Consider the following 22,721-nt stretch of genomic DNA (forward strand, 5'->3'; position numbering starts at 1 on the left):
GATTGATGACAAAAATTTGGGTGCTTCTGTCATGCGCCCCTAATAGCGGCGTCTCCAGCCTTCGCGTCCATCCCCCACCCCGTTAGATGTGCAACGGCCCGGGAAGTCCAGCGCAGATCACTGCTGCTGAGAGACCGACTTCCCTCCCTCCGCAATCGGCAAACCCAGCACCCAAAGCGCCATCGCCTGCGCCTGCACTTCCGTAACCTGCGGATGCCGAGGCATCACAGTACGCCCCCATTCACCCACACTGCCCTCGCGGATCTTGCGGGCCAGGTAGGCGGCGGCGTCGGGGCGGTCTTGGTAGCGGGCGGCGATCTGGCGGAAGGATGGGCCGACGTAGCGGCGGTCCATGCCGTGGCAGCGCAAACAATCGCTGGCTTCCACCAAGGCTTGCCCGGCCAGTGAGGTGGTTTGGGGGGTTACTGCGGCCCCAGAAGCCCCTGCTGCAGGAGCGGTAGGGGCTGCAGGGTTTGCAGAGGCCGGTGGCTGCGGAGTTACGGCCCCCGGTACTTCGGCCTGCGGGGGCTTGGCCGTGAGCACCATGCGTACGCCCAGGTTGAGCATGCCCAGGGTGATCAGCAGCCCGAAGGCGATCAGCGCCCACCCCAGCCAGCGGGGCCGGGGGGGTGGGGTGTCATCGTCTGGCTGCATGGTCTGCGCCTTGAGCGATGTAGGGCAGATGGCCGATCAATGGCGGAAGTGGCGCACGCCGCTGAACACCATGGCCACGCCGCGTTCATTGGCGGCGTCAATCACTTCCTGGTCGCGCATGGAGCCGCCGGGCTGGATGACGCAGGTGGCACCTGCATCCACCACCACGTCGAGGCCGTCGCGGAAGGGGAAGAAGGCATCGCTGGCCACCACGGTGCCTTGCAGCGACAGCTTAGCGTGCTCAGCCTTGATGCTGGCGATGCGGGCGGAGTCGAGGCGGCTCATCTGGCCTGCGCCCACGCCCATGGTCATGCCGCCCTTGCAGAAGACGATGGCGTTGCTCTTGACGTACTTGGCGACCTTCCAGGCGAACAGCAGGTCGGACATTTCTTCCAGCGACGGCTGCTTGTGCGTCACCACCTTCAGGTCGATGAGCGACAGCTCGTGGTTGTCGGCCGACTGCAGCAGCAGGCCCGAGCCGATGCGCTTGGCGTCCATGGCGTTGCGGCCACGGCTCCAGTGCGTGGTGCCGCCGTGGGCGGGCAGCGCGATCTTGAGCAAGCGCACATTGGCCTTGGCTTTGAAGATTTCCAGCGCTTCGGGCGTGAAGTCTGGGGCCATCAGCACTTCCACAAACTGCTTGCTGACCTGGGCGGCTGCGGCGCCGTCCACCGCGCGGTTGAAGGCAATGATGCCGCCGAAGGCGCTGGTGGGGTCGGTCTGGAAGGCCTTGCTGTAGGCGTCCAGGGCGTCCAGGCCCACGGCCACGCCGCAGGGGTTCGCGTGCTTGACGATGACGCAGGCAGCGGCGTCAAAGCTCTTGACGCATTCCCACGCAGCATCGGCGTCGGCGATGTTGTTGTAGCTGAGTTCTTTGCCTTGCAGTTGCACGCTGGTGACCAGCGAGCCGGGCGCGGGGTGCAGGTCGCGGTACAGGGCGGCTTGCTGGTGGCTGTTTTCGCCGTAGCGCAAGTCCTGCACCTTGATGAAAGCACCGTTGCTTTGGCCGGGGAACTGCGTGCGCTCGGGCACATAGGTTTCCGACAGCTTGGCTTCGTCGAAGGTGACGGAGGAGAGGTAGTCGCTGATGGCACCGTCGTACTGGGCGATGCGGTTGAACGCGGCCACCGACAGGGCGAAGCGCAGTTTGTCGGAGAGCTTGCCGTTGGCTTTGAGCTCGGCCAGCACGGCGTCGTACTGGTCTGCGGCAGTGATCACGCCCACGTCGGCCCAGTTCTTGGCGGCGCTGCGTACCATGGCGGGGCCGCCAATGTCGATGTTTTCGATGGCGTCGGCCAGTGTGCAGCCGGCCTTGGCCACGGTGGCTTCAAAGGGGTAGAGGTTGACCACCAGCAGATCGATGGTGTCGATGCCGTGTTCCTTCAGGGCCGCCATGTGGGCGGGCAGCTCGCGGCGGGCCAGCAGGCCGCCGTGCACCTTGGGGTGCAGGGTCTTGACGCGGCCGTCCAGCATCTCGGGGAACTGGGTGACTTCGGCCACCTCGGTCACGGGCAGGCCTTCTTTGGCCAGCAGCTGCGCGGTGCCACCGGTGGACAGCAGCTTGATGCCCAGCGCGTGCAGGGCTTTGGCAAAGTCAACAATGCCGGTCTTGTCGGATACGGAAAGAAGTGCGTTCATGGCCATGGTGGAGGTAAAATTTGAAGTTAAATCGGGCTCTAGCGCTTACCTGATAAGCGCTAGAAGCTATATTTTTTATAGCAATCGACCCTGAGGGCACCTGCGGTACGGCTCAGAGCAGTTTGTGCTCCACCAGCTTCTTGCGCAAGGTGTTGCGGTTCAGGCCCAGCCATTCGGCCGCGCGGGACTGGTTGTTCTCGGCGTGGCTCATCACCACCTCCAGCAGCGGCTTTTCGACCACGCGCACCAGCATGTCGTACATGCCGTCGGGCGTTTCACCGCCCAGGTCGCGGAAGTAGCCCTGGAGGCTTTCACGGACGCACTCTTCTATGTGTTGTTTGCTCATGCAGGCAATCCCTCTTGTTCTTCTGTATCTGCAAGCGCCGCCGTCGCGGCAGGCATGCGGTCCATCTGGGTGCCCAGGGCATCCAGAAAATCGGCCACCGCCTGCCACTGCGTGGCGCTGTCTTCTATCGTATTGATGTGCTGCCTGAAGGCCTCGCCGCCCGGCAGAGCGCGCAGGTACCACGCAATGTGCTTGCGGGCACTGCGCACGCCGGTCAGCTCGCCATACAGGCTGTAGTGGTCGTGCAAATGGTCCAGCAGCAGGCGGCGCACCTCGGCCACCAGGGGTGGGGCCAGGTGCTCGCCTGTGTCCAGAAAGTGGGCGATCTCGCGGAAGATCCACGGCCGCCCCTGGGCCGCGCGGCCGATCATGATGGCGTCGGCACCCGTAGCGGCCAGCACATCGCGCGCCTTTTCGGGCGAGGTTATGTCGCCGTTGGCCACCACGGGCACCTTCACCGCCGCTTTCACGGCGGCGATGGTGTCGTACTCGGCCTGGCCTTTGTAGCCCTGCTCGCGCGTGCGGCCGTGCACCGTCAGCATCTGGATGCCCACCGCCTCAAACTGCCGGGCCAGGGCCACGGCGTTCTTGTGCTGCTGGCACCAGCCGGTGCGCATCTTCAGCGTGACAGGCACGTTGAACGGCGCGCAGGCCTCGACCACCGCCTGGGCGATGGACACGGCCAGCGCCTCGTCCTGCATCAGGGCGGAGCCCGCCCACTTGTTGCACACCTTCTTGGCCGGGCAGCCCATGTTGATGTCGATGATTTGCGCGCCGCGCTCTACGTTGTAGACCGCCGCCTCGGCCATCATCTGCGCCTCGGTGCCGGCAATCTGCACGGCAATGGGGCCCGGCTCTCCTTCGTGGTTGGCCCGGCGCGAGGTCTTGAGGCTGTTCCACAAGTCCTTGCGTGAGGTCACCATCTCACTCACCGCATAGCCCGCCCCCAGCGCCTTGCACAGCTGGCGAAAAGGCCGGTCCGTCACGCCCGCCATGGGGGCGACGAACAGGCGATTCGCCAAAGAAAACTGGCCGATGTGCATAGGGTGTGCGGGAGGGGTTGGGCAGCGAATGCTGAAAAAGGAGGCAGGATTGTACCTGCTTAAAATTTCAGCAAATGAAAAGTGCAGGGATTTACGGGGGCAACGCCGTTGCATCGCCTGTGGCTCCCGCAACAGCCCCCGTTCCACCAACCGCTCAGCCAGCCTCGCGGTCCCTCGTCCCTGCGCCAGGGTGGAGTTGGCCTCGTGGAACTTGAAATGCCCGTTCGGATTGAGCTTGTCGCAACCCTGCCCTGAGGGTGAACACGCTCAGTGAGAACCGTTCAAGCAGGCTCATCAGGCCAGATCAATAACGGCTGGCCACGTCCGTAGAGCTTCTGGAGGCTGGAGTCGAGCCCTTCAGAGCGTACCGCCACCATGCATCGGGCAGATTGTTGAAATGGTGCTGGGCCATCAGGCTGCGCAGCCACTGGCGATTGAACTGCACGTCGGGCGAGAAACCAGTGGCGTCCACCGGAGCCCCTGCCAGCTCCACACCGGCGGGTGTGCCCATGTCCACGTCATGCCCATCGGCTAAGGGGCCACGCACCACCTTGCTGGCCTGAAAGCCGTTGACCACCCGCACCCGCACCACCCATGCGCCTGTAGCGGCATGGCAGCTTGCCCGCATTTCCATGCCCTGGGCCCGCAACTGGCGCAATACCGGCTGCAGAGCAGCGTGCGCCGCTGCGGCATCGGTGCACAGAGGTTGCGTAGCACCGGCCTGCGTGCGGCCAGACATCTCTGACGCAGGCACCACCGCCACCGCAGAGCCGCCCGCCGCCAGAAGGCAGGCCAGCACCCCGGCGCGGCAACAGAGCCCCACCGAACGCGCAGCATGCACCGTTGCAGTGTGGCTGCCGTGAACAGAGCGATTTTGCAGGTGGCGGAGTGGGGGAAGGCTGCGCATGAAATCCTCCTGATCTGTGTCTGCCTCCACCTTATCGATGCGGCCACAGCCAGGGCAGACAACAGCAGCGCAAATCCCTGTAGGACAGAGGCTCTAGTTAGCCCCAGCCTCCACGGGAAACTGCGCGTTACAAGCCTGCGCCCACCTACACTTGGCCATATGGAAATCTGGATGCACCAGTTGCTGCAATGGCTGGCTTTGCCACAGTTTGGGCTGAGCACGGTGTTTGTCGTCTCGTTCATCTCGGCCACGCTGTTGCCGCTGGGCTCGGAGCCTGCCGTGTTCGGGCTCATCAAGCTCAACCCTGAGCTGTTCTGGCCTGCCATCCTGGTCGCAACGGTGGGCAACACCCTGGGCGGGGCCACCAGCTGGTGGATGGGGCTGGGTGCCCACAAGGCGGTGGACAAGGCCCGAGGCAGCGCCACAGAACTGCGGGCTCTGCGCTGGTTGCAGCGCCTGGGACCCAAAGCCTGCCTGCTGAGCTGGCTGCCCGGCGTAGGGGACCCCCTGTGCGCCATGGCGGGCTGGCTGCGCCTGCCGTTTTGGCGGTGCGTGCTCTACATGGCCATCGGCAAGCTGGCGCGCTACGTCACCATGACCACCGCGCTGCTGTACCTGATGCCCGGCACAGTCCATCTATGACACCGGGCTTTCAGCCTTTCAGCATTTCTCAGCGGTTGCGCTGCTGGGGAAACTCCGATGACAACGAATCCGCGTGCGACACAGGCTCCTCCACCACCACCTGGTTGCGCCCGCCCTCTTTGGCAAGGTACATGGCGGTATCTGCACGCGAGAAGAACTCCATCACCGACTCGCCCAGCACATAATGGGTGACGCCTATCGAGACAGTGACGCCATTGCGCAGGCGGCTGTCCCAGGCATGCGCTTCGATCTGGGCGCGGATGCGCTCACAGATGTTGAGGGCAGGCAAGAGGGACGTGGCGGGGAAAATCAGCAAAAACTCTTCGCCGCCATAGCGGCCAAACACCTCGCCGGAACGCACGCTCTGCTGGGCCAGCCGGCCAAAATCACGCAGCACCTGATCGCCCCCCAGATGGCCCAGAGAATCATTGATGTGCTTGAAGTGGTCGATATCAAGCACTGCCAGGCACAGCGGGATTCCGCTCTCGTCGGCCAACTGCTTTTGCTCTTCCAGCACGGCCAGCGCGTAGCGGCGGTTGAAGCAGCCCGTCAGCACATCCCGCTGCGCGTCTTCCTGGATGTTCTTGATCTTGCGGTTGGCGTGGTGGAGGATGCGGTACAGCCGCTGCACGCGCCCCATCAACAGCACAAACACAGGCAGTGTCAGCGCCAGTGCCAGCAAGTGCAGCCCTTGCAAACGCAGCAGCGCCAGGTTTTGCTGCAAGTGGTACTGCGCCGCCATCACCCCTACATAGGCCAACAGCGCCAGCAGCATGAGGCGCAGCATGACCTTGCGGGAAATGGAGAACACTCCGTAAGCCACCGCCACAAAGGCAAAGGGGCCCAACAGAATCTGGGTTACAGGCTCCAGGTAAAAAACCACCGTCATGCACACGAGCATGGCCGTCACGATGGGGACCTTGAGGTGGCGGTCGCGCAAAAAGCCATTCCACCCGAGTTGCACGACCAGGCCGAACAATGCAAACCCGCCCACCACCATGGCGGCCAGCACCCACAGGGTGGTCGCATCCACCACGTCCAGCAGCCAGAAACCTGCAACCCCAGTCACATAGAGCGCCGCCAGCCCCGCCACCAGCAGCCAGCGACGCAGTTCTTTCTCCCGGGCCATGGGCCCTTGGGCTGTCAAGGGGCTACGCCGCGAAGGAGTGACAGGTGCCTGGGTCGAATCATCAAAGTCCTGAAGGACCTCCGAGGTCGGGAAGGCGTCAGTGGCGGCGAACAGGGCTTTGCGACCGAAGAGCATGTTGCGATGAGATGGCGTGGCGATGAAATGGCAAGCAGTGCAACCCACCTGCCCATGGGCAAGGCAAGCAAAAATGGCACCCGCCAGACACCATAAACCGCTTGCGGTTGACAACCTAAGCTTTACATCAAGAAATGGGCACGGGCAGTCTCTGGGCTAGCGCATCTTACGGATGGAAGGGATGCCCCCTGCCCGGGTTAACCATTGGTTTTACTGTAAGGAAAGCGCGCTCGCACATGAAAAAGCCCCGCAAAGCGGGGCCACAGGAGGTGTGCGCGACGTTCTACGACATCACACAACAAGCAGGCACGACGGGCGTGCCTGGCAAATCAGACGTTGAACAGGAAGTTGAGCACATCGCCGTCCTTGACCACGTATTCCTTGCCTTCGGCGCGCATCTTGCCCGCATCCTTGGCGCCTTGCTCGCCCTTGTATTGGATGAAGTCTTCAAACGCGATGGTCTGGGCGCGGATGAAGCCGCGCTCGAAGTCGCCGTGGATCACGCCAGCCGCTTGCGGAGCGGTGTCGCCCACGCGGATGGTCCAGGCGCGCACTTCCTTCACGCCAGCGGTGAAGTAAGTTTGCAGGCCCAGCAGCTTGAAGCCAGCGCGGATCAGGCGGTTCAGGCCGGGTTCGTCCTGGCCCATCTCGGCCAGGAACATGTCACGGTCTTCGTCGCTCATTTCCGACATTTCGGATTCCATCTTGGCGCAGATGGCGACCACGGGGGCGTTCTGAGCCGCGGCGTATTCCTTGAGGCGGTCAAGCAGCGCGTTGTTCTCAAAGCCGTCTTCACTCACGTTGCCCACAAACATGGCGGGCTTGGCGGTGATGAGGCAGAACGGCTTGAGCAGCGGCGCGTCTTCCTTGCTCACGGGCACGGTGCGGGCGGGCTTGCCTTGGTCCAGCGCGGCCTGGATGGGTGTGAGCAGCGCAACGATCTTGGCGGCTTCCTTGTCGTTGCCCGACTTGGCTGCCTTGCTGTAGCGGTTCAGCGCCTTTTCCACGGTGGACAGGTCGGCCAGGCACAGCTCGGTCTGGATCACTTCGATGTCGGCGATCGGGTCCACGCGGCCTGCGACGTGGATCACGTTGTCGTCTTCAAAGCAGCGCACCACGTTGACGATGGCATCGGTCTCGCGGATGTGGGCCAGGAACTGGTTGCCCAGGCCTTCGCCCTTGCTGGCGCCCGCCACCAAGCCGGCAATGTCCACAAACTCCACGATGGCAGGCACGATGCGCTCGGGGGTGATGATCTGGGCCAGTTGCTGCAGGCGCGGGTCGGGCACTTCCACCACGCCGGTGTTGGGCTCAATGGTGCAGAACGGGTAGTTCTCGGCGGCGATGCCGGCCTTGGTCAGCGCGTTGAAGAGGGTGGACTTGCCCACATTGGGCAGGCCCACGATGCCGCATTTGAGGCTCATGGAAATTCCTTGTGTATCGCCCCTTTGTGCGCTTGTGCGCGCCACGGCCCTCACGGAGGCCGGGCTGCACATGCAGGCCAACGCCAGACGGGGCGGCGGCCTTGAAGGGGCTGGGAGAAAGACACCGCCACGCAAAACCGGACGAATCCAGCGGTTTGCGGCGACGGCGCCTTGGGGGTGGCGCGGATTTTAACCTTGGGCCACCGTTGCCCCCGCCCAGGGCACGCTCAGAACAGCACCCGGCTGCGCAAGGTGCCAGCCACGCCCGCCAGCTTGTCCAGCGCCAGCGGAGACGAGGCCGCGTCGATGTCGATCACCACATAGCCAATCTTTTCGTTGGTCTGCAGGTACTGGGCTGCGATGTTGATGTGGTTGTCCGAGAAGATGCGGTTGATCTCGGACAGCACACCCGGCACGTTGCGGTGGATGTGCAGCAGGCGATGCTTGCCAGGGTGTGCGGGCAGCGCCACTTCCGGGAAGTTGACCGATGAGGTGCTGGTGCCGTTGTCGCTGTACTTCACCAGCTTTTCTGCCACCTCGGTGCCGATGTTGGCCTGCGCCTCCATGGTGGAGCCGCCGATGTGGGGTGTAAGGATCACGTTGTCCAGCCCGCGCAGGGGCGACTGGAACTCGTCCTTGTTGGTGCGCGGCTCCACAGGGAACACGTCGATGGCCGCACCCAGCAGCTTCTTGGCTTTCAGCGCTGCGGCCAGGGCGTCAATATCGACCACCGTGCCGCGCGCGGCGTTGATGAGGATGCCGCCGGGCTTCATGGCGGCGATTTCAGCCGCGCCGATCATGCCTTCGGTCGAGGGCAGCTCGGGCACATGCAAGCTGACGATGTCGCTTTGCGCCAGCAAGTCGTGCAGCTTGTGCACCTGGCGCGCATTGCCCAAGGGCAGCTTGCTCACCACGTCAAAGAAGGCCACCTGCATGCCCAAGGCCTCGGCCAGCACCGACAACTGCGTGCCGATGGAGCCATAGCCCACGATGCCCAGCGTCTTGCCTCGGATCTCGTACGCGTTGTCGGCCGACTTGAGCCAGCCGCCCCGGTGGGCCACGGCGCTTTTCTCGGGCACGCCACGCAGCAGCAAGATGGCTTCGGCCAGCACCAGCTCGGCCACGGAGCGGGTGTTGGAGTACGGCGCGTTGAACACCGCGATGCCACGCTCGCGCGCGGCATTCAGGTCGACCTGGTTGGTGCCAATGCAAAAGCAGCCCACGGCCACCAGCTTGTGCGCCTGCGCAAACACGGCTTCGGTGAGCTGCGTGCGCGAACGGATGCCGAGGAAGTGCACGTCAGCGATCTTGCGCTGGAGTTCATCGTCCGGCAGCGCGCCAGACACGGTTTCGATCTGGGTGTAGCCAGCGGCGCGAAGGATCTCTACGGCAGAGCTGTGGATGCCCTCGAGCAACAAAAATTTGATCTTGCTTTTGTCCAGCGAATTGGTGGTCATGAAAATCCCTGTGGAGTGAAATGGGGTGGCTGGGGCAGCGCGCACTGGCTGGTCGACAAGCATGGTGCAATGCACAAAACCTTGCAAGTCTGGGCAAATCCATCTCAAGACAGTCACACAAGCGTCACAATTGGACACACCGCCAGGGCCGCAACGGGTTTTCACCGTTGTGAGTGCCCAGGCAACCATGGGACAACGACACATGTTTGACACACAGCGCGCCTAGCATCGGCCGCTTTGTGCCCAACGCCATCCTTGGAGAAACATTTATGCAACTGAAGAAACTGGCCCTGACTGCCGCCATCGCCCTGGGCGCCTGCGTTCCTGCGCACGCCCAGACCGAGATCCAGTGGTGGCATTCGATGAGCGCCGCGTTGGGCGACTGGGTGAACGACCTGGCCAAGCAATACAACGCCAGCCAGACCAAGTACAAGATCGTGCCCACCTACAAAGGCACGTATGACGAATCGATGACAGCCGGTATTGCTGCCTTCCGCGCAGGCAATGCACCGCACATCATCCAGGTGTTTGAAGTGGGCACCGCCACCATGATGGCCAGCAAGGGCGCCATCGTGCCGGCAGGCAAGGTGCTGACCGACGGTGGCTTCAAGTTCGACCCCACCCAGTACGTGTCTGCCGTGGCCGGTTACTACACCGCCCCCAATGGCCAAATGCTGAGCTACCCGCTCAACAGCTCCACCACCATCTTCTATTACAACAAGGACGCCTTCAAGAAGGCCGGCCTGGACGCCAACAAGCCACCCAAGACCTGGCCCGAAGTGTTTGAAGCCGCCTCCAAGCTCAAGGCCAGCGGCCACAGCTGCCCGTTCACCACCAGCTGGATCAGCTGGACGCAGCTCGAAAGCTTCTCGCTGTGGCACAACACGCTGTTCGCCAGCAAGAACAACGGCTTTGACGGCACCGACGCGCAGCTGCAAATCAACACCCCGCTGCACGTGCGCCACTTTGAGAATCTGGCCAAGGCCTCCAAGGAAGGCAGCTTTGTGTACAAGGGCCGTGGCAACACCGCCGACGCTTCGTTCCCATCGGGCGAGTGCGCCATGATCACCGGCTCGTCGGGCCTGTACGCCCGCGTGGCCAAGGAAGCGAAGTTTGCCTACGGCATCTCGGCCCTGCCCTACTACGCCGATGTGAAGGGCGCCCCGCAGAACACCGCCATTGGTGGTGCCAGCCTGTGGATCATGGCCGGCAAGAAGTCTGAAGAGTACAAAGGCGTGGCCGACTTCCTGAACTTCCTGAACGACACCAAGGTGCAAGCCGCCAGCCACCAGCGCACGGGCTACCTGCCGGTGACCACGGCAGCCTACAAGCTGACCGAGGCCTCGGGCTTCTATGAAAAGAACCCCGGCACCGACGTGGCCGTGACGCAGATGATCCGCAAGGCCACCGACAAGTCGCGCGGCATTCGCCTGGGCAACTTTGCCCAGATCCGAACCATCATCGACGAGGAAACCGAGCAAATCTGGTCCGGCAAGAAGACTTCCAAGGAAGCTCTGGACAACGCCGTGACCCGTGGCAACGAGCAACTGGCGCGCTTTGCCCGCGCCAACCGCTAAGCGTTAGCGCTACCCCCTTGATGGGGCGAAGGAGCCAGGCCCGCGCCTGAATCCCTTGCCTTCATCGTTGGCCCGCACCCCCGCAAACCCCGGTTTGCAAGGGCTGCGGGCTGTTTTGTTCAGACGGATACCCTATGGAAAAACGCGTTCTATTTCGCTCTGCATGGCTGCCGTGGGTGCTTTTGCTCCCCCAGTTGGCCGTGATCAGCATCTTTTTCTTCTGGCCGGCGGGCCAGGCCCTGGTGCAGTCGTTCCAGATGCAGGATGCCTTTGGCATGTCCACCGAATGGGTGGGCTTCGATAACTTCCGCACCCTGTTTGAAGACCCGGGCTACCTCGCCTCGTTCAAGACAACGGCCTTCTTCTCCATCGCTGTGGCGGTGTCGGGCATCAGCATCTCGCTGGTGCTGGCCATCTTTGCCGACCGCATCGTGCGCGGCGCGCTGGTGTACAAAACCGCGCTGCTGCTGCCTTACGCCGTGGCCCCTGCGGTAGCGGGCGTGCTGTGGATGTTCATGTTCTCGCCCTCGCTGGGGGTGGTGGCGTATTTGCTGCGCCAATCGGGGATGGACTGGAACCACTTGCTCAACTCCGACCACGCCATGACGCTGATCGTGATTGCGGCGGTGTGGAAGCAGATCTCCTACAACTTCCTGTTTTTCCTGGCGGGGCTGCAATCCATCCCCAAATCACTGATCGAGGCCGCCGCCATTGACGGTGCAGGCCCTTGGCGCCGGTTCTGGAGCATCCAGTTCCCGCTGCTGTCGCCCACCACGTTCTTCCTGCTGGTGATCAACGTGGTGTATGCCTTCTTCGACACCTTCGCCATCGTGGACTCCACCACGCAAGGCGGCCCTGGGCAGGACACATCGATCCTGGTCTACAAGGTCTATCACGATGGCTTCAAGGCCATGGACATGGGCGGATCGGCTGCGCAATCGGTGGTGCTGATGGCCATCGTGGTGGTGCTCACCGTGATCCAGTTCCGCTACGTTGAAAAGAAAGTGCAGTATTGAAATGGTTGAACGCAGTCCTTTCTTAAAGGCGTTCTCGCACCTGATCATGGTGCTGGGCGTCATCATCGTGGGCTTTCCGCTGTACCTGGCGTTTGTGGCATCCACCCACACGGCACAAGACATCGTGCAGGTGCCCATGCCCATGCTGCCCGGCGGCAATTTCTGGGAGACCTACAAAACCGCCCTGTTCGGCGGCGGCACGGGCCCCGGCTCCAGCGCCCCGGTGGCGCACATGATGTGGGTCAGCTTCGTGACGGCCATGGTCATCACCGTGGGCAAGATCGCCATCTCGCTGCTGTCGGCCTTCGCCATCGTGTACTTCCGCTTCCCCTTCAAGGGCATCTGCTTCTGGCTGATCTTCATCACCCTGATGCTGCCCGTGGAAGTGCGCATTGGCCCCACCTACCAGGTGGTGTCCAACCTGGGCATGCTCAACACCTATGCGGGCCTGACGGTGCCGCTCATTGCCTCGGCCACGGCCACCTTCCTGTTCCGCCAGTTTTTCCTGACGGTGCCGGACGAGCTGGTGGAGGCCGCGCGCATCGACGGTGCGGGCCCGCTGCGTTTCTTCAAAGACATCCTGGTGCCGCTGTCGCGCACGTCCATCGCGGCGCTGTTCGTGATCCAGTTCATCTATGGCTGGAACCAGTACCTGTGGCCACTGCTCGTGACCACCTCGGAAGACATGTACCCCGTAGTGATCGGCATCAAACGCATGATTGCGGGCGGCGACACCGGCAACGAATGGAACGTGGTGATGGCCACGGCCCTCTTGGCCATGCTGCCCCCCGCCCTGGTGGTGGTCTTCATGCAGCGCTGGTTCGTCAAGGGCCTGGTGGACACGGAAAAATAAACAAAATCTGCCGCCAGCGCTTACCAATCAAGCGCTAGCAGCTATACATTTAAGAGCAAAATGGCATCCATCTCTCTTCGCAACATCATCAAGCGCTATGGCCACGGCCCCAAGGCCAACCAGGTCATCCATGGCGTGAACGCTGAAATCAAGGACGGCGAATTCGTCGTCATCGTCGGCCCCTCGGGCTGCGGCAAATCCACGCTGCTGCGCATGGTGGCCGGGCTGGAAGAAATCTCCGGCGGCGAGCTGCACATTGGCAACCGCGTGGTGAACGACCTGGAACCCGCCCAGCGCGACATCGCCATGGTGTTCCAGAACTACGCGCTGTACCCGCACATGACGAACTACGAGAACATGGCCTACGGCCTGAAGATCGCCAAGGTGCCCAAGGACGAAATCAAGGCCCGCGTGGACAAGGCCGCCAAGATCCTGGAGCTGTCGCACCTGCTCGAGCGCAAGCCGCGCGAGCTCTCGGGCGGCCAGCGCCAGCGCGTGGCCATGGGCCGCGCCATCGTGCGCCAGCCGCAGGTGTTTTTGTTTGACGAGCCGCTGTCCAACCTGGACGCCAAGCTGCGCGCGCAAACCCGCCTGGAGATCCAGAAGTTGCACCGCGAGCTGGGCATCACCAGCCTGTTCGTCACGCACGACCAGGTCGAAGCCATGACTCTCGCCCAGCGCATGATCGTGATGAACGCAGGCAACATGGAACAGTTCGGCACGCCCGAAGAGGTCTACCACACGCCCGCCTCCACCTTTGTGGCCAGCTTCATTGGCTCGCCACCGATGAACCTGCTCAAGCACGCACCGAACAGCAAGCCCGGCACCATCCTGGGCATCCGCCCCGAGCACATGGACATTGGCAACGACGGCTGGGAAGTGCGCGTGGACACCATCGAACTGCTGGGTGCCGAGCGCCTGGTGTACGCCTCCATGGGCGAAGACAACATGATCGTGCGCATTGACGAGGGCCGCCCCTCGCCCAAGCCCGGCGACACCATCCGCGTGGCCCCACGCGAAGACCGCCTGCACTGGTTCAACGCCGAAACCGGCAAGCGGCTCTGAGCCCCCACACGGAGCCCACAGCCCCCATGGCAGGCATCCACGCCACCGTGCCGGTGCTGGCATCGCTGGACTTGGCAGAGTCCCGGCAGTTCTACACCGAGCGGCTGGGCTTTGACTGCCTGCATGCCTCGGCCGACTACTTGATGCTGCGGCGTGACGGCTGCGAGCTGCACCTGTGGCACTGCACCGAGCGCCACATCGCTGAGAACACCTCGTGCTACGTGCGGGGCGACACCGCCGCGCTGCACGCCGACTTTGCGCAGCGCGGCCTGCAGGTAGCGCCACCGCAGCTGCGCGACTGGGGCATGCGCGAGTTCTACGTCATCGACCCCCACGGCAACCTGCTCAAGTTTGGCGAACCCGCCTGAGCCCCACGCTTCACCCTTTGCCCATGACCGCGATCACCGCCCCCTCCTGGCCCTACCCCCGCTGGATTGCCCACCGTGGCGCAGGCAAGCTGGCCCCTGAAAACACCATGGCCGCCTTCCGCCTGGGCGCGCAGCACGGCTATCGCATGTTCGAGTGCGATGCCAAGTTGAGCAGCGACGGCGTGCCCTTCTTGCTGCACGACGCCACGCTGGAGCGCACCACCAATGGCCAAGGCACGGGCAGCGACCTGAGCCTGGGCGCACTGGCGCAGCTCGATGCAGGCCACTGGCACTCACGCGCCTATGCGGGCGAGGCGGTGCCTACGCTGGAAGCGCTGGCCCGCTTTTGCATTGCCAACGGCTACTTCTTGAACATCGAAATCAAGCCCACACCGGACCACGAAGAACGCACCGGCCGCGTGGTGGGCGAGACCGCTGCCCGCCTATGGCAAGGCCAGGCCGTGCCGCCGCTGTTCTCGTCCTTCAAGCCCGAGGCACTGGCGGGTGCGCAAGCCACAGCCCCGCACATTCCACGCGCCCTGCTGATCGATGCGCTGTGGGACGGCTGCCTGGACGAAGCCCGCCGCCTGGGCTGCGTGGCCATCGTCTGCAACCACGCGCTGTGGGACGCAGCGCTGGTGGCCCAGGTCAAGGCCCTGGGCATGCGCACCCTGAGCTACACCGTCAACGACGAATGGGCCGCGCAGCGCCTGATCGACCTGGGCACCGACGGCATCATCACCGACCGCGTGGACCTGTTTTCACCCGCAGCACTCTGAACGCCCACCCAAGACCAGCGCCACCGTGGAACCGGCTTTGCCGGGCCACCGGCGGCGTCCCCCTTCAAGGGGGAAGGCGCGCAGCGCCTCAGGGGGTCAGTCCAATTTCGCGCCTGACTTCTTCACCACTTCGGCCCAGCGCGGCATCTCAGAGGCCAGGAAGGCCGCAAAATCATCGGCGCCCATGAAGGCGGGGTCTGCCCCCTGGCTGACCATGCGGTTCCTCACGTCGGGCATCTGCAGCACCTGCTTGAACGCATCGCTGAGCTTGTTCACCGCCTCCTTGGGCGTGCCCGCAGGGGCCAAAAAGCCATAGAACCCCACCACCTCAAAGCCCTTGATGCCGCTCTCGATCACGGTGGGCACATCGGGCAACGCGGGGTTGCGCTCGCGGCTCGTCACAGCCAGGGCGCGCACCTTGCCCTGCTTGTGGTACGAGGCGGCCTGCGGAATGCTCTCGGCCATGAACTGCACCTGCCCGGCCATCAGGTCGGTGAACGCAGGGGCGCTGCCGCGGTAGGGGATGTGCACCATGAACAGGCCCGTGGCGGACTTGAACATCTCGGGCACCAAATGGCTGATGCCGCCGTTGCCCGCGGAGCCAAAGTTGACCTGGCCTGGGCGTGTCTTGGCGTAGGCCATGAACTCCTGCAGGTTCTTGGCAGGCACGTTGGGGTTGACCAGCAAAGCCAGCGGCTGCATGGCCGTGCGGGCCACGGGCACAAAGTCTTTGAGCGTGGCGTAGGGCAGCTTGCTGTACAGCGCAGGGTTGATGACCATCACCCCCGTGTTGGCCAGCATGATGGTGTGCCCGTCGGCCGGTGACTTCATCACCTCTTGCGCCCCCACCGTGCCCCCGGCGCCCGATTTGTAGTCCATCACCACGGGCTGGCCCAGCACGGTTTGCAGCTTGTCAGACAGCAGGCGCGCATGCTGGTCCAGAGGGCCACCGGCCGGAAAGCCCACCACGATGCGGATGGGCTTGGTCGGAAAGGTCTGGGCTGTGGCTGCCGTGGCGCAGGCCAGGGCTGCGGCGGTCAGCAGGACGGCAAGGGGCTTCATGGGGTGTCTCCGGTTGTTATGGTGGTGTGAACCAAAAGACTAACACCCTGCCCAATTGGGCAACAGCGCCGAAGGCTTAGGCGCTCAAACGCTCAGGCACGCCAGATGCGTTGGCCCAGCCCATGCGATGTCGCGCAGGCCAGCACCAGGGCGGCGTAGGTGGCCATCTTGCCGTCGCGCCCCGTCAACCACAGGCCCGCCAGCAACACCAGCGCGCACACACCAAAATCCAACAGCCATTGCATGCCCCGCCCCAAGCCCGCAGCACGCCCGCGCAGCACCAGCCGCCCCAACACGGCCATGGCCACGGCCATCCAGAAGGCGGGGGCCAGAAAATTGAGAAGATGGTTGAGGCTGTCGAGCGGACCCATGTGTGCAGTTGACCCAGATCAAGGCTTACCCAGGCTGGGCGCCGCAGTTTAGGTAAGGATTTTATAATCCGCCACCATGGCAGTCTGGGCCCTCGGCATCAACCACACCACCGCGCCGCTCGATCTGCGCGGCAGGTTTGCGTTCGCGCTCGATCAGATCGCCCCCACGCTGCACGGGTTGCGCCAGTCTTTGGGCACCACCGGCAGCCACCCGGGGGTGGAGACCGCCATTATCTCCACCTGCAACCGCACCGAAATTTACTGCGCAGGCCAGCAGCCTGCGCTGGACCACACGCTGGGCTGGCTGGCCCACAGCGGCGGCGTGAGCCCCGCGTTGCTGCGCTCGCACTCCTACACCCTGGAAGACAGCCTCGTCGCGCGCCACGCCTTCCGTGTGGCCAGCGGGCTTGATTCGATGGTGCTGGGCGAGGCGCAGATCCTGGGCCAGATGAAAGACGCTGTGCGCGCGGCCGAAACGGCTGGCGCCCTGGGCACCACGCTCAACCAGCTCTTTCAGCGCAGCTTTGCCGTGGCCAAAGAGGTGCGCACCAGCACCGAGATCGGCGCGCACAGCATCAGCATGGCAGCAGCGGCCGTGCGTCTGGCAGGCCAGCTGTTTGAAGACATCTCCGAGACCAAGATTTTGTTCGTCGGCGCGGGCGAGATGATTGAGCTGTGCGCCACGCACTTCGCCGCCAAGAACCCCAAGGCCATTGCCATTGCCAACCGCACGCTGGAGCGTGGCGAAAAGCTCGCCACCCGCTTTGGCGGCGAGGTGATGCGCCTGGCCGACCTGCCCGAGCGCCTGCACGAGTTCGATGCCGTCATCAGCTGCACCGCCAGCAGCCTGCCCATCATCGGCCTGGGTGCTGTGGAACGCGCTTTGAAGAAGCGCCGCCACCGCCCCATGTTCATGGTGGACTTGGCCGTGCCGCGCGACATCGAGCCTGAAGTGAAAGCGCTGGGCGACGTGTACCTGTACACCGTAGACGATCTGGCCACCGTGGTGCAAACCGCGCAGGCCAATCGCCAAGCCGCCGTGGCCCAGGCCGAGGCTATCATCGACGCCGGTGTGCAAAGCTTCATGCACTGGATGGAGCTGCGCAGCCCCGTCGGCCAGGCCGGTGGTGTGGTGCCGCTGATCCAGCAGCTCAATGCGCAAACCGACGAGTGGCGCGCCGCCGAGATCGCACGCGCCAAGAAGCTGCTGGCCAAGGGCGAGAACGTGGATGCCGTGCTCGAAGCGCTCTCGCGCGGCCTGACACAAAAGATGCTGCACGGCACCCTGGCCGAGCTGCGCGCAGGCGATGCCGAAATGCGCGCCCAGACGGCCCAGACCGTCTCGCGCTTGTTCCTGCGCTCGCAAAGCAAAAACGGCCAGTAGCGGCGCCCGCCTGCTCACTCGCCACTCCGATTTCAAACAAAATCGGCCTCTAGCGCTTGATTAACAAGCGCTGACAGCTACAAATTTCGTAGCAAACCTATTTCCCAAATTGCCATGAAACCCTTTCTCCGAAGCCAATTGGAGCGCTATGCACAGCGCTTGGGCGAGCTGGACTTTTTGCTCTCGCGCGAAGACATCATGAACGACATGGCGCAGTACCGGCGCATTTCCGTCGAGCACGCCGAAGTCACGCAGATTGCAGGCCGCTACGCCCGCTACCAGCAGCGCGAAGCCGACCTGGCCGGTGCCCGCGAAATGCTGGCCGACCCGGACATGGCCGAGATGGCGCAGGAAGAAATCACCAGCGCAGAGGCTGAGTTGGTGCAGTTGGAAGATGAACTGCAGCGCCTCTTGCTGCCCAAGGACCCGGACGACGCACGCAACGCTTTTGTCGAAATCCGCGCAGGCACGGGCGGCGACGAATCCGCCCTGTTCGCAGGCGACCTGACCCGCATGTACACCCGCTACGCCGCCACCCAGGGCTGGAAGGTGGAGGTGATGAGCGCCAACGAAAGCGAGCTGGGCGGCTACAAGGAAATCGTGCTGCGCGTGGAGGGAGACCATGTGTATGGCGCGCTCAAGTTCGAATCCGGAGGCCACCGCGTGCAGCGCGTGCCCGCCACCGAGACGCAGGGCCGCATCCACACCAGTGCCTGCACCGTGGCCGTGATGCCCGAGCCCGATGAGCACCAGGCCATCACGCTGAACCCGGCGGACCTGCGCATCGACACCTTCCGCGCCAGCGGCGCGGGCGGCCAGCACATCAACAAGACCGACTCTGCCGTGCGCGTGGTGCACTTGCCCACCGGCATCGTGGCCGAATGCCAGGACGGCCGCAGCCAACACGCCAACAAGGCCAAGGCGCTGCAGGTGCTGCAGGCGCGCATTCAGGAGAAGGAGCGCAGCGAGCGCGCAGCCAAGGAGGCAGCGTTGCGCAAAGGCTTGATCGGCAGCGGCGACCGCAGCGACCGCATTCGCACCTACAACTTCCCACAGGGGCGGCTGACCGACCACCGCATCAACCTCACGCTGTACAAACTGCTGTACGTGATGGAAGGCGACCTGGGCGACGTGCTGCAAGCCCTGGCCCACGCACGCGAAGCCGAGCAGCTGGAAGAGCTGGAGATGGGCGCCACTGGCTAACGCCCAACCAAATTTGAATCAAATTGCCTTCTAGCGCTTGATAGGAAAGCGCAAGCGGCTATCAAAACCATAGTGAACAACACCGCACCCACTTTGGCCCAGGCCTTGGGCCAAGCCCACACCCTGGGCCTGGCGCGCATCGACGCCCAATTGCTGCTGCTGCATGCCGTGGGCCGCCCCGACGCAGGCCGCGCCTGGCTGCTGGCGCACGACACGGATGCGATGGACGAGGGCGTGCACGCCCAGTTCATCGCCCTGTGCCAGCGCCGTTTGGCGGGCGAGCCGGTGGCCTACCTGACCGGACGCAAGGAGTTCTATGGCCTGCCCCTGCAGGTGGATGCGCGCGTGCTGGACCCGCGCCCCGACACCGAAACGCTGGTGGACTGGGCGCTGGAGGTGATTGCCCCGCTGACATCGCCGCGCGTGGTGGACCTGGGCACCGGCAGCGGCGCCATCGCGCTGGCGCTGCAAAGCCAGCGCGCCGACGCCCAGGTGCTGGCGGTAGATGCCAGCGCCGATGCGTTGGCCGTGGCGCAGGCCAATGGCAAGCGGCTGGGCTTGCCCGTGCAGTTTCAGCCAGCCAACTGGCTGGAGGGCGTGCAGGGCGTGTTCGATGCCATCGTCTCCAACCCCCCCTACATCGCCAACGCCGACCCCCACCTGGCCGCGCTGACGCACGAGCCCCTGCAAGCCCTGGCCAGCGGCACCGATGGGCTGGATGACATCCGCACCATCGTCGCCCAGGCCCCCGCCCACCTGCGGCCTGGGGGCTGGCTGCTGCTGGAGCATGGCTACGACCAGGCCCTGGCCGTGCAGGCACTGCTGTTGGCGCAGGGGTTTCGCCAAGTCCAAAGCCGCGCCGACTTGGCGGGCATCGCACGCTGCACCGGCGGCTGCCTCTGAGGCTTTTGCGGCAAGCCGCCCACAGCGATGCGCCTGCCGCCTTTGCAGACAGGCTCTTTGCACAGGTTCTTACACACGGTCATCAGCTGCAAACAACTGTTACTGCCAGCCCTCCCACCAACGCGTAACCGCCGCCCAATAATCGCGTGCCGTTGCAAGGCGCCTGGCTCCTGGGAGGGGGAGAGGCAAACCGGCAGTTGCTTCCGCCCAGCCCACCCAAAGCACCCGCAGCAAAGTGGGCTGTTGCTTTCCATCAATCCACTCACAACGAACCGCCGGCGCACCTCGGACGGGCTGCAGCATGCACAGGCGGCCAGCCAGACCGTTTCGCCGAAGGACCGATATTTGTCTATGTCCACTCTTGCTTTTTCCCGACGCCACTCACTCACCCGACTGGGGGCCATCGCCCTGGGCAGCGGCCTGCTGCTGACCGGCTGCGATTCCGAGCCCAAAGAACGGCAGGCTTTCATCACCTTCTTGCAAACACAGGTTCTCGACAAGCCCCGCCGCACCATCCCCCTACTCAACGACAAGCTGCGCAAGGAGCTGGGGCAGTATGCCGCCCACTATGAAGTCATCACCAATTTCAACAAGGCGGTGAACGACAAGAACATGCTCAAGAGCTTTCAGGAGCTCAACTGGGTTCGCTCGATTGCGGGTTACCGCGACAAGCGCAGCACGGTAGATCAGGCGGTGAATGAAATCCCCAAAGCCCAGGAGAGCATTGCGGCAGAACTGAAGAAGGCCGACGAAGCCAAGGCAGCTCTCAAACAGCCAGAGGACCTGCAAAAGGTCTATGGCACGGTCTACGACAAGCTGGTGAGTACCCAGGCGCGCCTCATGCTGGAGATGCTCCCCGCTGCGCAACGCCTGCTGACCATCGTCACAGAACTACTCACCCTTGTAGAGAAGAATCCCCAGCAACTTTCGATCTCGGGCATGCAGATCGAGGCCAAAAACCAGGCCATGCTGAACAAGGTGAACGCCCTCTTCAAAAAGGCCGACGCGGAGACAGCGACCATGCAGCGCATTGAAAAGGAACTCAAGCAGCTCACTGGCTGACCCTACCCGGCCGATGGGGTAGGAGAAAAGCGATAATCGTCCCCTCCGCGCCTGTACTTTCTTGGAAATTCCTATGAGCGACACCCAACAACGCATTGACGCCCTCGTCAAATCCAGCGACATCCTGCTGTTCATGAAGGGCAGCGCCAGCTTCCCGATGTGCGGCTTCTCCGGCCGTGCCATCCAGATCCTGAAGGCTTGCGGCGTGGACCCCAAGGCCGTGGTCACCGTGAACGTGCTCGAAGACGACGCCATCCGCCAAGGCATCAAGGATTACAGCAACTGGCCCACGATCCCGCAGCTGTACGTCAAGGGCGAGTTCATCGGCGGCTCGGACATCATGATGGAGATGTACGAATCGGGAGAACTCAAGCAAGTGCTGGGCACTGAGGGCTGATGCCTCCGAGGCCGCAGCGCCTCTCTCCCGCCAGAAAGGCCGCCCTTTGGGGCGGCCTTTGTTTTTGGCGCGCCTCATGACAGCGGCAGCCTGCGCAGGCCCCATGCAGCATGCCTGCAACAGTGGCACCAACACAGGGCTTATCCCACGTTGAGGGGCGGCATGTTGTGTGCTTGAATGGGTGCGTGACCCACATCACAGGAGCATGCAATGACCAGCCATAGCCTTGTTCCCCAAAGCCCCGCACTGCACCTGCCGGTGGCCCAAATGCGCAATGTATTCCACCCTGGCGATGTCGAGCGCAAGCTCGCACGGCTGCAGGATGCTGGCAGCCAGCGCGAATACGAAAACCTGCGCACCGTCTACGAACGCATGCTGGAGCGCGGCCCCGAGCGCTTTCACGTCAAGCCCTCGGGCGTGCCCGACATGAGTGGCCTGTACGAGCTGCTGCCTAACTTCACTGAGGTGCTGGACGACATCAAACGCCACGTTGCGCTGGCACAGGACAGCAGCGATGGCTTGGAAGTGACCCCGATGCTGCTGCTCGGCCCCCCCGGCATTGGCAAAACCCACTTTGCAAAGCACCTGGCCGACCTGCTGGGCACCGGCATGAACCTGCTGCCCATGAGCTCCATGACGGCAGGCTGGCTGCTGTCGGGCTCGTCCGCCCAATGGAAGGGCGCACGCCCCGGCAAGGTGTTTGAAGCCCTCATCGAGGGCGAATACGCCAACCCGGTGATCGTAGTGGACGAGATCGACAAGGCCAGCAGCGATGCGCAGTACGACCCACTGGGTGCGCTCTACAGCCTGCTGGAGCACGACACGGCGCAAAGCTTTACCGACGAGTTTGCCGAAGTGGCCATTGATGCGAGCCAGGTCATCTGGATCACCACGGCCAATGACACGCGCGGCATTCCCGACCCCATCCTCAACCGCATGAACGTGTTTGAGGTGGAGGCCCCATCGCTGGAGCAGGCGCGCACCATTGCCCTGAACCTGTACCAGAGCATTCGCCACAACCACGACTGGGGCCGCCTGCTGGACCCCGAACCACTGGACGATGTGCTGGACTGCCTGGCCCGCATGCCTCCGCGCGAAATGCGCCGGGCATGGATGACGGGCTTTGGCAATGCCCGACTGGACCGGCGATCGGCCGTGGAAGTGGGCGACTTGCCCAAGGCCGCCACAGCACGGGGGCGCATGGGCTTTGTGCAGTAAGCGCACCTCGGCAACGCGCCAGGAGCAGCCCGTGCGCGGGTGATTGCTGCGCCGCGCACGATCCTCCAGTCCGGGGCACTCTGGCCAC

23 protein-coding genes are annotated in these 22,721 nt (G+C 63.7%); 13 read left to right on the forward strand and 10 right to left on the reverse strand.

The window, feature by feature from the left end; genetic code table 11:
* Positions 1 to 117: 117 nt before the first annotated feature.
* From EAG14_RS17105 to EAG14_RS17125, 5 genes are all read right to left on the reverse strand, one after another.
* A complete protein-coding gene (locus EAG14_RS17105) occupies positions 118 to 654 on the reverse strand; it encodes a c-type cytochrome (RefSeq protein WP_121729600.1) in 537 nt (178 codons plus the stop codon).
* Between the two features lie 36 nt (positions 655 to 690).
* Positions 691 to 2,298: a bifunctional phosphoribosylaminoimidazolecarboxamide formyltransferase/IMP cyclohydrolase gene (gene purH, locus EAG14_RS17110; RefSeq protein ID WP_205603418.1), complete on the reverse strand. Its 1,608-nt coding sequence runs from the start codon at positions 2,296 to 2,298 to the stop codon at positions 691 to 693.
* Positions 2,299 to 2,404: 106 nt separating this feature from the next.
* A complete protein-coding gene (locus EAG14_RS17115; RefSeq protein ID WP_099658077.1) occupies positions 2,405 to 2,638 on the reverse strand; it encodes a Fis family transcriptional regulator in 234 nt (77 codons plus the stop codon).
* Positions 2,635 to 3,681, reverse strand: coding sequence for a tRNA dihydrouridine synthase DusB (gene dusB, locus EAG14_RS17120; protein WP_121729601.1), 1,047 nt, complete (start codon positions 3,679 to 3,681; stop codon positions 2,635 to 2,637). The genes EAG14_RS17115 and dusB overlap by 4 nt, the downstream gene beginning before the upstream one ends.
* 304 nt (positions 3,682 to 3,985) lie before the next feature.
* On the reverse strand, positions 3,986 to 4,588 hold the full coding sequence (locus tag EAG14_RS17125; protein ID WP_162996027.1) for a M15 family metallopeptidase: 603 nt from the start codon (positions 4,586 to 4,588) through the stop codon (positions 3,986 to 3,988).
* Positions 4,589 to 4,747: 159 nt separating this feature from the next.
* Here EAG14_RS17125 and EAG14_RS17130 point away from each other — a divergent pair, with 159 nt between their 5' ends.
* Complete coding sequence (locus EAG14_RS17130; RefSeq protein WP_121729603.1) at positions 4,748 to 5,230, forward strand: YqaA family protein; 483 nt, start codon at positions 4,748 to 4,750, stop codon at positions 5,228 to 5,230.
* 28 nt (positions 5,231 to 5,258) lie between these two features.
* Here the strand turns inward: EAG14_RS17130 and EAG14_RS17135 are convergent, their stop codons facing one another.
* From EAG14_RS17135 to serA, 3 genes are all read right to left on the reverse strand, one after another.
* On the reverse strand, positions 5,259 to 6,359 hold the full coding sequence (locus EAG14_RS17135) for a diguanylate cyclase (protein WP_240456817.1): 1,101 nt from the start codon (positions 6,357 to 6,359) through the stop codon (positions 5,259 to 5,261).
* A gap of 464 nt (positions 6,360 to 6,823) precedes the next feature.
* Complete coding sequence (ychF, locus tag EAG14_RS17140; RefSeq protein WP_099658074.1) at positions 6,824 to 7,918, reverse strand: redox-regulated ATPase YchF; 1,095 nt, start codon at positions 7,916 to 7,918, stop codon at positions 6,824 to 6,826.
* Between the two features lie 227 nt (positions 7,919 to 8,145).
* Positions 8,146 to 9,375, reverse strand: coding sequence for a phosphoglycerate dehydrogenase (gene serA / locus EAG14_RS17145; protein ID WP_099659026.1), 1,230 nt, complete (start codon positions 9,373 to 9,375; stop codon positions 8,146 to 8,148).
* A 269-nt stretch (positions 9,376 to 9,644) separates the two neighbouring features.
* Here serA and ugpB point away from each other — a divergent pair, with 269 nt between their 5' ends.
* The 6 genes from ugpB (at position 9,645) to ugpQ (ending at position 15,033) form a co-directional block, all read left to right on the forward strand.
* Positions 9,645 to 10,952, forward strand: a complete 1,308-nt coding sequence (ugpB, locus tag EAG14_RS17150; protein ID WP_099658073.1) for a sn-glycerol-3-phosphate ABC transporter substrate-binding protein UgpB — start codon at positions 9,645 to 9,647, stop codon at positions 10,950 to 10,952.
* Positions 10,953 to 11,086: 134 nt separating this feature from the next.
* Complete coding sequence (gene ugpA / locus EAG14_RS17155) at positions 11,087 to 11,968, forward strand: sn-glycerol-3-phosphate ABC transporter permease UgpA (RefSeq protein ID WP_099740151.1); 882 nt, start codon at positions 11,087 to 11,089, stop codon at positions 11,966 to 11,968.
* A gap of 1 nt (position 11,969) precedes the next feature.
* Complete coding sequence (gene ugpE, locus EAG14_RS17160) at positions 11,970 to 12,821, forward strand: sn-glycerol-3-phosphate ABC transporter permease UgpE (protein ID WP_099740150.1); 852 nt, start codon at positions 11,970 to 11,972, stop codon at positions 12,819 to 12,821.
* A gap of 60 nt (positions 12,822 to 12,881) precedes the next feature.
* Positions 12,882 to 13,886, forward strand: a complete 1,005-nt coding sequence (locus EAG14_RS17165; RefSeq protein WP_099658070.1) for a sn-glycerol-3-phosphate import ATP-binding protein UgpC — start codon at positions 12,882 to 12,884, stop codon at positions 13,884 to 13,886.
* Positions 13,887 to 13,912: 26 nt separating this feature from the next.
* Entirely contained in the window at positions 13,913 to 14,254 is a 342-nt protein-coding gene (locus tag EAG14_RS17170; RefSeq protein WP_121729605.1) for a VOC family protein, read from the forward strand.
* Positions 14,255 to 14,277: 23 nt separating this feature from the next.
* On the forward strand, positions 14,278 to 15,033 hold the full coding sequence (gene ugpQ, locus EAG14_RS17175; RefSeq protein WP_121729606.1) for a glycerophosphodiester phosphodiesterase: 756 nt from the start codon (positions 14,278 to 14,280) through the stop codon (positions 15,031 to 15,033).
* Between the two features lie 96 nt (positions 15,034 to 15,129).
* Here ugpQ and EAG14_RS17180 read toward each other — a convergent pair whose 3' ends face one another.
* Complete coding sequence (locus tag EAG14_RS17180) at positions 15,130 to 16,095, reverse strand: tripartite tricarboxylate transporter substrate binding protein (RefSeq protein WP_121729607.1); 966 nt, start codon at positions 16,093 to 16,095, stop codon at positions 15,130 to 15,132.
* Between the two features lie 92 nt (positions 16,096 to 16,187).
* The gene (locus tag EAG14_RS17185) at positions 16,188 to 16,466 is read right to left on the reverse strand and encodes a hypothetical protein (protein WP_121729608.1); all 279 of its coding nucleotides are present in this window, start codon (positions 16,464 to 16,466) and stop codon (positions 16,188 to 16,190) included.
* 76 nt (positions 16,467 to 16,542) lie between these two features.
* On the opposite strand from EAG14_RS17185, the gene hemA reads away from it, so the two are divergent.
* The 6 genes from hemA (at position 16,543) to EAG14_RS17215 (ending at position 22,633) form a co-directional block, all read left to right on the forward strand.
* Positions 16,543 to 17,850, forward strand: a complete 1,308-nt coding sequence (hemA, locus tag EAG14_RS17190) for a glutamyl-tRNA reductase (RefSeq protein WP_099658066.1) — start codon at positions 16,543 to 16,545, stop codon at positions 17,848 to 17,850.
* Positions 17,851 to 17,964: 114 nt separating this feature from the next.
* Positions 17,965 to 19,053 (forward strand): peptide chain release factor 1, encoded by a 1,089-nt coding sequence (gene prfA, locus EAG14_RS17195; RefSeq protein WP_121729609.1) that lies wholly within the window; start codon positions 17,965 to 17,967, stop codon positions 19,051 to 19,053.
* Between the two features lie 72 nt (positions 19,054 to 19,125).
* Positions 19,126 to 19,956, forward strand: coding sequence for a peptide chain release factor N(5)-glutamine methyltransferase (gene prmC / locus EAG14_RS17200; protein WP_121729610.1), 831 nt, complete (start codon positions 19,126 to 19,128; stop codon positions 19,954 to 19,956).
* Between the two features lie 351 nt (positions 19,957 to 20,307).
* Entirely contained in the window at positions 20,308 to 21,018 is a 711-nt protein-coding gene (locus EAG14_RS17205) for a DUF3053 family protein (RefSeq protein WP_162996028.1), read from the forward strand.
* 73 nt (positions 21,019 to 21,091) lie between these two features.
* On the forward strand, positions 21,092 to 21,415 hold the full coding sequence (gene grxD / locus EAG14_RS17210) for a Grx4 family monothiol glutaredoxin (protein ID WP_099659025.1): 324 nt from the start codon (positions 21,092 to 21,094) through the stop codon (positions 21,413 to 21,415).
* Positions 21,416 to 21,625: 210 nt separating this feature from the next.
* The gene (locus EAG14_RS17215; protein ID WP_121729612.1) at positions 21,626 to 22,633 is read left to right on the forward strand and encodes an AAA family ATPase; all 1,008 of its coding nucleotides are present in this window, start codon (positions 21,626 to 21,628) and stop codon (positions 22,631 to 22,633) included.
* Positions 22,634 to 22,721: the final 88 nt, after the last annotated feature.

The organism is Acidovorax sp. 1608163 (genome assembly GCF_003669015.1).
Lineage (GTDB): Bacteria > Pseudomonadota > Gammaproteobacteria > Burkholderiales > Burkholderiaceae_C > Acidovorax.

What these genes read in the sequence shown, in the direction of transcription:
- EAG14_RS17105 (WP_121729600.1), bottom strand. Translation starts at nt 654, where the DNA reads ATGCAGCCAGACGATGACACCCCACCCCCCCGGCCCCGCTGGCTGGGG.
- EAG14_RS17170 (WP_121729605.1), top strand. Translation starts at nt 13,913, where the DNA reads ATGGCAGGCATCCACGCCACCGTGCCGGTGCTGGCATCGCTGGACTTG.
- ugpB (WP_099658073.1), top strand. Translation starts at nt 9,645, where the DNA reads ATGCAACTGAAGAAACTGGCCCTGACTGCCGCCATCGCCCTGGGCGCC.
- EAG14_RS17165 (WP_099658070.1), top strand. Translation starts at nt 12,882, where the DNA reads ATGGCATCCATCTCTCTTCGCAACATCATCAAGCGCTATGGCCACGGC.
- grxD (WP_099659025.1), top strand. Translation starts at nt 21,092, where the DNA reads ATGAGCGACACCCAACAACGCATTGACGCCCTCGTCAAATCCAGCGAC.
- EAG14_RS17135 (WP_240456817.1), bottom strand. Translation starts at nt 6,359, where the DNA reads ATGGCCCGGGAGAAAGAACTGCGTCGCTGGCTGCTGGTGGCGGGGCTG.
- serA (WP_099659026.1), bottom strand. Translation starts at nt 9,375, where the DNA reads ATGACCACCAATTCGCTGGACAAAAGCAAGATCAAATTTTTGTTGCTC.
- ugpA (WP_099740151.1), top strand. Translation starts at nt 11,087, where the DNA reads ATGGAAAAACGCGTTCTATTTCGCTCTGCATGGCTGCCGTGGGTGCTT.
- hemA (WP_099658066.1), top strand. Translation starts at nt 16,543, where the DNA reads ATGGCAGTCTGGGCCCTCGGCATCAACCACACCACCGCGCCGCTCGAT.
- dusB (WP_121729601.1), bottom strand. Translation starts at nt 3,681, where the DNA reads ATGCACATCGGCCAGTTTTCTTTGGCGAATCGCCTGTTCGTCGCCCCC.
- EAG14_RS17185 (WP_121729608.1), bottom strand. Translation starts at nt 16,466, where the DNA reads ATGGGTCCGCTCGACAGCCTCAACCATCTTCTCAATTTTCTGGCCCCC.
- ychF (WP_099658074.1), bottom strand. Translation starts at nt 7,918, where the DNA reads ATGAGCCTCAAATGCGGCATCGTGGGCCTGCCCAATGTGGGCAAGTCC.
- ugpE (WP_099740150.1), top strand. Translation starts at nt 11,970, where the DNA reads ATGGTTGAACGCAGTCCTTTCTTAAAGGCGTTCTCGCACCTGATCATG.
- ugpQ (WP_121729606.1), top strand. Translation starts at nt 14,278, where the DNA reads ATGACCGCGATCACCGCCCCCTCCTGGCCCTACCCCCGCTGGATTGCC.
- prfA (WP_121729609.1), top strand. Translation starts at nt 17,965, where the DNA reads ATGAAACCCTTTCTCCGAAGCCAATTGGAGCGCTATGCACAGCGCTTG.
- EAG14_RS17130 (WP_121729603.1), top strand. Translation starts at nt 4,748, where the DNA reads ATGGAAATCTGGATGCACCAGTTGCTGCAATGGCTGGCTTTGCCACAG.
- EAG14_RS17115 (WP_099658077.1), bottom strand. Translation starts at nt 2,638, where the DNA reads ATGAGCAAACAACACATAGAAGAGTGCGTCCGTGAAAGCCTCCAGGGC.
- EAG14_RS17125 (WP_162996027.1), bottom strand. Translation starts at nt 4,588, where the DNA reads ATGCGCAGCCTTCCCCCACTCCGCCACCTGCAAAATCGCTCTGTTCAC.
- purH (WP_205603418.1), bottom strand. Translation starts at nt 2,298, where the DNA reads ATGGCCATGAACGCACTTCTTTCCGTATCCGACAAGACCGGCATTGTT.
- EAG14_RS17180 (WP_121729607.1), bottom strand. Translation starts at nt 16,095, where the DNA reads ATGAAGCCCCTTGCCGTCCTGCTGACCGCCGCAGCCCTGGCCTGCGCC.
- EAG14_RS17215 (WP_121729612.1), top strand. Translation starts at nt 21,626, where the DNA reads ATGACCAGCCATAGCCTTGTTCCCCAAAGCCCCGCACTGCACCTGCCG.
- EAG14_RS17205 (WP_162996028.1), top strand. Translation starts at nt 20,308, where the DNA reads ATGTCCACTCTTGCTTTTTCCCGACGCCACTCACTCACCCGACTGGGG.